The organism is Microbacterium sp., assembly GCF_047605725.1.
Taxonomy (GTDB): domain Bacteria; phylum Actinomycetota; class Actinomycetes; order Actinomycetales; family Microbacteriaceae; genus Microbacterium.
On the sequence record NZ_JASGFE010000073.1, the window covers coordinates 1 to 8436 of the forward strand.

General features: G+C 71.1%; 9 protein-coding genes and 1 pseudogene. 4 read left to right on the plus strand and 6 right to left on the minus strand.

Going from position 1 to position 8436, the window contains the following annotated elements:
• Positions 1 to 193, plus strand: a 193-nt coding sequence (locus tag QM641_RS12225; RefSeq protein WP_415116871.1) for a hypothetical protein, incomplete at its 5' end; no start/stop codon positions are given.
• A gap of 8 nt (positions 194 to 201) precedes the next feature.
• Here the strand turns inward: QM641_RS12225 and QM641_RS12230 are convergent.
• The 5 genes from QM641_RS12230 to QM641_RS12250 form a co-directional block, all read right to left on the minus strand.
• A complete protein-coding gene (locus tag QM641_RS12230) occupies positions 202 to 333 on the minus strand; it encodes a hypothetical protein (RefSeq protein ID WP_415116873.1) in 132 nt (43 codons plus the stop codon).
• 125 nt (positions 334 to 458) lie between these two features.
• Positions 459 to 617, minus strand: coding sequence for a type II toxin-antitoxin system Phd/YefM family antitoxin (locus QM641_RS12235; RefSeq protein WP_415116875.1), 159 nt, complete (start codon positions 615 to 617; stop codon positions 459 to 461).
• 45 nt (positions 618 to 662) lie between these two features.
• A complete protein-coding gene (locus tag QM641_RS12240) occupies positions 663 to 2462 on the minus strand; it encodes a proline--tRNA ligase (RefSeq protein ID WP_415116877.1) in 1800 nt (599 codons plus the stop codon).
• Positions 2463 to 2473: 11 nt separating this feature from the next.
• Entirely contained in the window at positions 2474 to 3238 is a 765-nt protein-coding gene (locus tag QM641_RS12245; RefSeq protein WP_415116879.1) for an aspartate/glutamate racemase family protein, read from the minus strand.
• Positions 3235 to 4875, minus strand: a complete 1641-nt coding sequence (locus QM641_RS12250) for an NCS1 family nucleobase:cation symporter-1 (protein WP_415116881.1) — start codon at positions 4873 to 4875, stop codon at positions 3235 to 3237. The genes QM641_RS12245 and QM641_RS12250 overlap by 4 nt, the downstream gene beginning before the upstream one ends.
• 380 nt (positions 4876 to 5255) lie before the next feature.
• Here QM641_RS12250 and QM641_RS12255 point away from each other — a divergent pair.
• Together QM641_RS12255 and QM641_RS12260 are read left to right on the plus strand one after the other, a co-directional pair.
• A pseudogene (locus QM641_RS12255) lies at positions 5256 to 6083 on the plus strand (RNB domain-containing ribonuclease); the annotation flags it as partial.
• A 316-nt stretch (positions 6084 to 6399) separates the two neighbouring features.
• On the plus strand, positions 6400 to 6504 hold the full coding sequence (locus QM641_RS12260; protein WP_415116885.1) for a hypothetical protein: 105 nt from the start codon (positions 6400 to 6402) through the stop codon (positions 6502 to 6504).
• Here the strand turns inward: QM641_RS12260 and QM641_RS12265 are convergent.
• A complete protein-coding gene (locus QM641_RS12265; protein WP_415116887.1) occupies positions 6501 to 7025 on the minus strand; it encodes an Lrp/AsnC family transcriptional regulator in 525 nt (174 codons plus the stop codon). The genes QM641_RS12260 and QM641_RS12265 overlap by 4 nt on opposite strands.
• 83 nt (positions 7026 to 7108) lie before the next feature.
• Here QM641_RS12265 and QM641_RS12270 point away from each other — a divergent pair, with 83 nt between their 5' ends.
• Positions 7109 to 8311 carry a trans-sulfuration enzyme family protein gene (locus QM641_RS12270; protein WP_415116883.1) on the plus strand — a complete coding sequence of 401 codons (1203 nt, stop codon included), beginning with the start codon at positions 7109 to 7111 and terminating at the stop codon, positions 8309 to 8311.
• Positions 8312 to 8436: the final 125 nt, after the last annotated feature.

The following is an 8436-nucleotide window of genomic DNA, read 5'->3' on the forward strand; positions in this document are numbered from 1 at the left end:
CTGCGCCCCCGACAACCAGAACAAGGAGAAGACCCGCTTCCGCTACCAGCGCCGCACCGACAGCACCGTGCAACTCGTCTCACCCACCGGATACACCACCCGACAACCCCGACCCGGCGAAAGAGAAGCAGCCGAACTCCTCCACCGCATCCGCACACAAGCGAGCGCCATCCCTGCCGCCCCGCCCTTCTGAACACCCGATCACACCCAGCTGAGACAATCGGCCTCGGCGAAACCGAGGATCGCGGCATCCTTCGTGACCAGACGCAGACCGTTCAGTTGCGACTGGGCCACAAGCATGCGATCGAACGGATCGCGGTGCGTCCAGCCCATTCCGCCCGCTCATGCCGCAGGCACACCGACGAGCGGATCATCGGGGTTGCCGTCCTCCCAGTCCCGCAGTTCCGCTTCGCTCATCGGCACGAGAAGCTCCGTGGCATCGATGGGCGGGAGCCCACTCAGCAACGGTTCATCGAAAGAGCGCGCGCGCGGCAATCGGCTGGATGCGTGCGATCACCGTACCCGCGCGCGATGACGATCTCCTCACCGGCCTCGGCGCGGTGCAGCGGTTCCGACAGACGGGTCTTGGCCTCCTGCACGTTCACGATCACGCTCATCCACCCGGTGTCCCACGGTCTGGTCAACCTGACCAGACCAGGTCGTCAGCGTGCGGCGAGCCGCGCCACGGCATCCGCCACCGGAACGACCTCTCGATCGCCGGTGCGGCGGTCCCACAGCTCGACCTGACCATCGGCGGCGCCGCGTCCGACGATGACGATGCGCGGCACGCCGATCAGCTCGGCGTCGCCGAACTTCACCCCCGGCGACACCTTGGGCCGGTCATCGTAGAGCACGTCGAGACCGGCATCCCCCAGCGAGGCCGACAGCGAGGACGCGAGATCGAACGCGACGGTGTCCTTGCCCGTCGCCACCACGTGCACGTCGAACGGCGCGACCGACTCGGGCCAGATGAGACCGCGGTCGTCGTTGGACAGTTCGGCGATGATCGCGAGGATGCGCGTCACACCGATGCCGTACGAGCCCATCGTGACCGTGACGAGCTTGCCGTTCTCGTCCAGCACCTTCAGGCCCAGGGTCTCTGCGAAGAAGCGGCCGAGCTGGAAGACGTGGCCGATCTCCATGCCCCGCGCGAGCTCGACCGGCCCGGAGCCGTCCGGGGCGGGATCGCCGGCGCGCACGGTCGCGACCTCGACGAAGCCGTCGCCGACGAAGTCGCGGCCGGCGACCAGGGAGTGCACGTGCTTCTCGTCGATGTTGGCGCCGGTGATCCAGCTCGTCCCGTCGACCACGCGCGGGTCGAGCAGGTACCGGATGCCGGTGGCCGACTCCTCCCCCAGCACCGGGCCGGTCTCGGACCACGGACCGATGTAGCCGCGCACGAGGAGCGGATGCCGCTCGAAGTCCTCGTCGGTCGCCGGCTCCGCACTCGCCGGCGCAAAGGCGACCTCGAGGCGCTTGTCGTCGACGTCGCGGTCGCCCGGAACGCCGACCACGACGACCTCGCGCCTGCCATCGAGGTGGGTGAGGGCGAGCACGACGTTCTTGAGCGTGTGCGCGGCCGTCCACTCGTGCGCGTCGGCGGTCGCGGGCCCCGCGACTCCCGGCACCGGCGGGTCGAGCACGGCGTTGCTGTGCGCGACGAGCGTCGCGATCGTCGGGGTGCCCGGCGAGTCGAAGATCACCGGGGCGCCGAGCCCGTCGAACGGGATGGCGTCGGGCACGACGGTGGTGAACGCCTCGACGTTCGCCGCGTACCCGCCCGCAGAGCGCACGAACGTGTCCTCCCCGACCGGGGTCGGATGCAGGAACTCCTCGCTGCGCGCACCACCCATGAGCCCGTTGTCGGCGTTGACGATGACGTACTCCAGGCCGAGGCGCCGGAAGATGCGCTCATAGGCGTCGCGCTGCGCCTGGTACGAGGCATCCAGCCCCTCGTCGGTGTAATCGAACGTGTACGCGTCCTTCATCGTGAACTCGCGGCCGCGCAGCAGGCCCGCGCGCGGGCGCGCCTCGTCGCGATACTTGTCCTGGATCTGGTAGATCGCCAGCGGCAGGTCCTTGTAGGACGAGTACAGGTCCTTCACGAGCAGCGTGAACAGCTCCTCGTGCGTGGGGGCGAGGAGGTAGTCGGCGTCCTTGCGGTCCTTGAGGCGGAAGATGCCGTCGCCGTAGGCGTCCCACCGGCCGGACTCACGGTAGGGCTCAGCCGGGACCAGCGCCGGGAAGTGCACCTCGTAGGCGCCCGCGGCCGCCATCTCCTCGCGGACGATCTGCTCGATCTTCCCCTTCACCCGCAGGCCCAGCGGCAGCCAGGCGAAGATGCCCGGCGCGGTGCGGCGGATGTAGCCGGCGCGCACGAGCAGCCGGTGGCTCGTGACCTCGGCGTCGGCGGGGTCCTCACGGAGCGTGCGAAGGAAGAAATGCGAGAGACGGGTGACCACGAGGGTCAAGTCTACGGATGCCGGTCGCCGGGCGTCAGGGCGACCGGCATGGATCGAGCCGCGACTCCGGGGGCGGGCCTGCGCGGCGGCGCCGCGTACTCGTCCCGCGTGCTCGTGCCCACGCCCATGCGGCTCATCGCGGCGACGAGCCCGACCGCGGCGGCGACGCCGTCGACCACCGGGACGCCGACGCGCCGCGACACCGTCGCGCACAGGTCGGCCATTCCCGCGCAGCCGAGGACGATCACGTCGGCCCGTGCCGAGGCGACCGCCTGTGCGGCCACCTCGACGATCGTGTCGACGGCGAGCGAGGCGGTGTCCTCCAGGTCGAGGACCGGGATGCCGGTGGCCTCCAGCGCCACGCACGCCCGTTCCATCCCGTACCTGGCCAGCAGGTCGCCGGCGCGGCCGAGCGTGCGGGAGAGCGTCGTCACCACGGCGAACGAGCGGCCGGAGAGCGCGGCCACGTGCATCGCCGCCTCCGCGATGCCCACGACCGGCACGTCGACGAGCTCGCGCGCGGCATCCAGTCCCGGATCCCCGAAGCATGCGACGACGTAGCCGTCGCTGCCGCCGGCATCCACATCCGCCTCGATCAGCTCGATCACCGCGCGCGCGGCGGCCACCTCGTCGACATGGCTCTCGATCGCCGCGGCGCCCTCGGCGGGGCACACCACGACGATCTCGACGTCGGGGCCCGCCACCTCCCGGGCGGCGTCCGCGATCTTCGCGGTCATCGCCCGGGAGGTGTTCGGGTTGATGAGGGTGATCCTCATCGCGAGGCGGTCTGCTGCACGGGGATCTCGCCCGAGATCGCCGGCGGCTCGGAGTCGGGCGTCGAGGCGGCGCCGTCGACCGTGCCGTCGGAGATCCCGGCCGTCTCACCGTCCAGCCGCGGCACGCGCGGGTCGCGACGCTCCAGCAGCACGAACAGCAGGTAGCCGAGCCCGCAGCCGATGAACCAGGTGTAGTTGCCGATCCACGAGATGTCGAACAGACCGAGGTCGGCGAACAGCTTCGGGAACACGCCGAGGACCACAGTGGGGATGCCGGCGCCCAGCAGTGCCTTGACGGCGTTCGGGTTGTAGCCGTTCGTGTACCAGTAGACACCCTTGTCCGACATCGTGAACATGTCGTCGGTCTTGATGCGCTGATGCGCGGCCACGTAGTAGCCGGCGATGAGGATGCCGAACAGCGGGCCGATCATGGCGCCGAGGACCCCCAGCGTGTAGTGGATCGCGGTGGCGTTGGAGTACCAGTTCCACGGCAGCAGGAACACCGAGCCGATCGCCGCGATCATGCCGCCCATGCGCCACGAGATGCGATGCGGCGCCACGTTGGAGAAGTCGAACGCGGGCGAGATGAAGTTCGCGACGATGTTGATACCGACCGTCGCGGTGACGAACGTGAGCCCGCCGAGAAGGATCGCGAACGGGGTGTCGATGCGCTCCACCGTGTGGATCGGGTCGGTGATCAACTCTCCGAACACCGGCACGGTGGCCGAGGCCGTGATGACGGTCAGCAGCGAGAAGAACAGGAAGTTGACCGGCAGACCCCAGAGGTTGCCGCGCTTGACGGCCTTGAACGAGCGGCCGTAGCGGGCGAAATCGCCGAAGTTGAGCATCGGACCGGAGAAGTACGACACCACGATCGCGATCGCGGTGAACATGACCGGGATCGAAGCCCAGAAATCCAGCGGCTCGCCCTCGGACAGCGACAGGCTGATGTTCTCCCAGCCTGCCTGCGAGACGAGATAGATCGCCAGGACGATCATGACCACGTACACCGCGGGGCCGGCCCAGTCGATGAAGCGGCGGATGACCTCCATGCCGTTCCAGAACAGTGCCACCTGGGCGACCCACAGGATGCCGTAGGAGATCCATCCGAGCGCCGACAGGCCGAGGAACTCGGGCTCGAGCAGACCGGCGCTGCCGGGCACGAACTTCAGGAAGATGATGTTGAGCGACTGCGCCGCGAGGAAGGTCTGCACGCCGTACCAGGCGATCGCGATGAGCCCACGGATGATCGCGGGGATGTTCGCCCCCTTGATCCCGAAGATCGCACGGTTGACGACCGGGTAGGGGACGCCGGTCTTCTGGCTGGGCTTGGCCACGAGGTTCGTGAACACCTGCACGATCACGATGCCCACCAGCAACGACACGAGCACCTGCCAACTCGCGATGCCGAGCGCGAACAGCGAGCCGGCGGTGACGTACCCGCCGACCGAGTGCACATCCGACATCCAGAAGGCGAAGATGTTGTACCACGACCACTTCTGGCGCGTGAGAGGAGCGAGGTCCTCGTTGGCCAGCCGCGGGTCGTAGCCCGGCTTCATGTTTCCGGAGCCGACCGGCATGCCGGCCGCCTCGACGATGTCTTGGGGGGTCGAGGGGGGTGGTGTCTCGTGCGCCATGCGTGGACCTTCCGCGAGGGGGACGACGAAGGCCGGTCATGCGGATCATGACCGGCCTTGGTCTGGGGATGTCTCTGAGGTGAAGCTATTGCTTCACCGTGCGCAGGCTGTTTCGCCCGTGTAACGCTCCCGTGAACCGTCGGAGCCGGGGGGCAGGGTGTGCCGCGGCCTACACTGGCGTCGTGCCCGTCCTGCGCTCCCGGCTCGTCCCCACCGCGGCGCGCGACGAGCTGGCCGCCGCACTCGCCGCGCTCCACGACGAGCTGGACCTGCCCGGCGAGTTCCCTCCCGCAGTGCGCGCCGAAGCGGATGCCGCGGCCCGCTCCGTGCCGGTCGACCCCGCCGCCGCGGGGCTGGCCGACCTGCGCGGCATCCCGTTCGTGACGATCGACCCGCCGGGCTGCCAGGATCTCGACCAGGCGCTGCACCTGGAGCGCACCGCCGGCGGCGCCGTGCTCCACTACGCGATCGCAGACGTCCCCGCATTCATCGAGCCGGGCGGCGCGATCGACGCCGAGGCGCGCGAGCGCGGGCAGACGCTCTACGCGGCGGACCGCCGCATCGCGCTGCACCCGGAGGTGCTCAGCGAAGGCGCCGCGTCGCTCCTGCCCGACCGCGACCGGCGCGCGTTCGTGTGGCGCTTCGATCTCGACGATGGCGCCCGGCCCACCGCGACGACGCTGACCCGCGCCGTGATCCGCTCACGCGCGCAGTGGAGCTACCCCGACGCGCAGGCCGCGATCGACGCGGGCACCGCCCCGGAGGCGTTCGCCGCGCTCGGCTGGTTCGGCACCCAGCGCGACGCGCGTGAGAGCGAGCGCGGCGGGGCGAGCCTCAACCTTCCCGAGACGCGCGTGGTCGCCGAGCCCGCCGGCGCGTACCGGCTGGAGCGCGATCCCGGGCTCCCGATCGAGGACTGGAACGCGCACGTGTCGCTGCTGACCGGCATGGCGGCCGCCGACCTCATGCTGCGGGGCGGCATCGGCATCCTCCGCACGATGCCGCCCGCATCGGCCGAGGACGTCGCCGCGTTCCGCGCGCAGACCGTCGCCCTCGGCGAGCCCTGGGACGAGGGCGTCGCGTACGGCGACTACCTGCGCCGGCTCGGGCAGGGGCCGGTGCCGCGCGCGATCCGGGAGGCGGCGGCCGGCCTGTTCCGCGGAGCCGACTACGTCGCGTTCGACGGCGAGCCGCCCGCCGACCCCGACCAGGCTGCGATCGGCGCGCCCTACGCGCACGCGACGGCGCCGCTGCGGCGCCTCGTCGACCGCTGGTCGCTCGTGATCTGCGAGGCGCTCGCGAACGGTCGGCCGGTTCCCGCGTGGACGCGCGAGAGCCTCGCCGAGCTCCCGCGGCTGATGGCCCGCTCGGCCCAGCGGGCGGGCCGGCTCGACGCGGAGACGCTCGACCGCGTCGCCGCCGCCCTGCTGCACGGCCGCGAGGGCGAGATCCTCGCCGGCGCCGTGCTGCGCGTGCGGCGGGACCGCGCGGGTGCAGTTGCGGCATCCGCCCATCGTGGTCTCGGTGCCCGCCCTCGAGGTCGCGCCCGGCGCTCCGGTGCTTCTGAGGCTGGATGCCGCATCCATCGCCGACGGCACGTCGGCCTTCACTCTCGTCGAACGCGGCTAGCGCGACCGCACGCGCGCGAGCGGGCCGACGCCCTCGCGCCGCTCGAAGACGAGGTGCGTCTCGGTCGTGAGCACCGCCTCGTGCACCGTGATGTGCTGCAGCACGATGTCGCGCAGCGCCGCGGCATCCTCCACCGCCACGTGCACGAGGAAGTCGTCCTCGCCGGCGACGTGGAAGACCTCGATCGCGCCGGGGGTCGCCACCAGCGCGTCGAAGAGGCGCCCGACCCCGTCGCGCGTGTGCCGGCCGAGCCGCACGCGGATGACCGCCTGCAGCGGAAGACCGAGCGACGCGGTGTCGAGCACGGTGCGCACTCCCACGAGCACTCCCCTGGTCCGAAGCGCCCGCACCCGGTACGCGCACGTCGACTCCGCGACGCGCAGGTGCTCGGCGAGCGCCTTGTTCGACCGCCCGGGATTGCGCACGAGAGCGGCCAGGATGCGCAGGTCGAGCTCGTCGAGGCCCGTCTGCGGGATTTGCGGATCGGGCAACTCGGGCCTCCTTCGATCGCTGAGATTCACTGGAACGCGTGTGACATCGTCCGTTGATTGCGCAATCCACCAGCTGTTCCGTTTATCTCCGTTCGATGCGCAATCATACGCCCATGAGTGCTGCGCTTCACGATGACACGATCGCCGTCCACGCGGGTCGTCAAGACCTTGCGACCCTGGGCGTGCACGCCCCGCCGATCGACCTGTCGTCGACCTATCCGCTGCCCGACGTCGAGACCGGCGGCGACTCCTACGAGGCGATGACGGGCGGCGGTCGGCCGATCCCGGACGGCGGCAACGTGTACGCCCGGCTGTGGAACCCGACCGTCGCGCGGTTCGAGGCGGCACTCGCGCAGCTTGAGGGAGCGGAAGCCGCCGTCGCCTTCGCGTCGGGCATGGCCGCGCTGACCGCAGCGGTGCTCTCGCACACGACGTCGGTCGGCCGACCGCACGTCGTCGCGGTGCGACCCCTCTACGGCGGCACGGACCACCTGCTCGCGACCGGCCTGCTCGGCACCGAGGTGACCTACTGCGACCCGGGCGAGGTCCACGCCCACGTGCGCGCCGAGACGGGGCTCGTCGTCATCGAGACGCCGGCGAACCCGACGCTCGAGCTCGTCGACATCGGCGATGTCGTCGCGCAGGCGGGCGAGGTGCCCGTGCTCGTCGACAACACGTTCGCCACTCCCATCCTGCAGAACCCGCTCGCGCACGGCGCGGCGATGTCGCTGCACAGCGCGACGAAATACCTCGGCGGTCACGGCGACGTCGTCGCGGGGGTCATCGCGTGCTCGGAGGAGCGCGCCGCAGCACTGCGGCCCGTGCGGGCGATCACGGGCTCGGTCCTGCATCCGCTCGCCGCGTACCTGCTGCACCGGGGCCTGCCGACGCTGCCGCTGCGCGTGCGCGCCCAGCAGGGCACCGCGGCGCGCGTTGCCGCGTGGCTGCAGGCTCAGGATGCCGTGGCCGAGGTCTACTACCCGGGGCTGCGCGCCGACCCGCTCCTGGGCACCCAGCTGCGCGGGCCGGGCGCCATGGTCTCGATCCGGCTCCGCGACGGCTACCCGGCGGCGCGGCACGTCGCCTCGGCGACGTCGCTGTTCGCGCACGCCGTGTCGCTCGGCGGCGTGGACTCGCTGATCCAGCACCCCGCGGCGCTCACGCACCGTCCGGTGACGGCGGACGCGCGGCCGGATGCCGGCATCCTGCGCCTGTCGATCGGCCTCGAGCACGCCGACGACCTCATCGCCGACCTCGCGCAGGCGCTCGAGGGCGCCTGCGCCGTCGCGCCGCGCGCGGAGGCGCACGCCGGCTGAGCCTGGTGGCGTCGGCTCGCGCGGCGGCCACCGGCGGCAACGCACGGCCAGGCGGCCGCGGCGTCGGCCGGCCCGGCGTTAACAGGTGGCGTATTGTAGCGGTTATAAGCGCTAGCGACCCTAAG

Coding starts and splice junctions, on each gene's coding strand:
- QM641_RS12235 (WP_415116875.1), bottom strand. CDS start 617: ATGAGCGTGATCGTGAACGTGCAGGAGGCCAAGACCCGTCTGTCGGAA.
- QM641_RS12250 (WP_415116881.1), bottom strand. CDS start 4,875: ATGGCGCACGAGACACCACCCCCCTCGACCCCCCAAGACATCGTCGAG.
- QM641_RS12245 (WP_415116879.1), bottom strand. CDS start 3,238: ATGAGGATCACCCTCATCAACCCGAACACCTCCCGGGCGATGACCGCG.
- QM641_RS12230 (WP_415116873.1), bottom strand. CDS start 333: ATGGGCTGGACGCACCGCGATCCGTTCGATCGCATGCTTGTGGCCCAG.
- QM641_RS12270 (WP_415116883.1), top strand. CDS start 7,109: ATGAGTGCTGCGCTTCACGATGACACGATCGCCGTCCACGCGGGTCGT.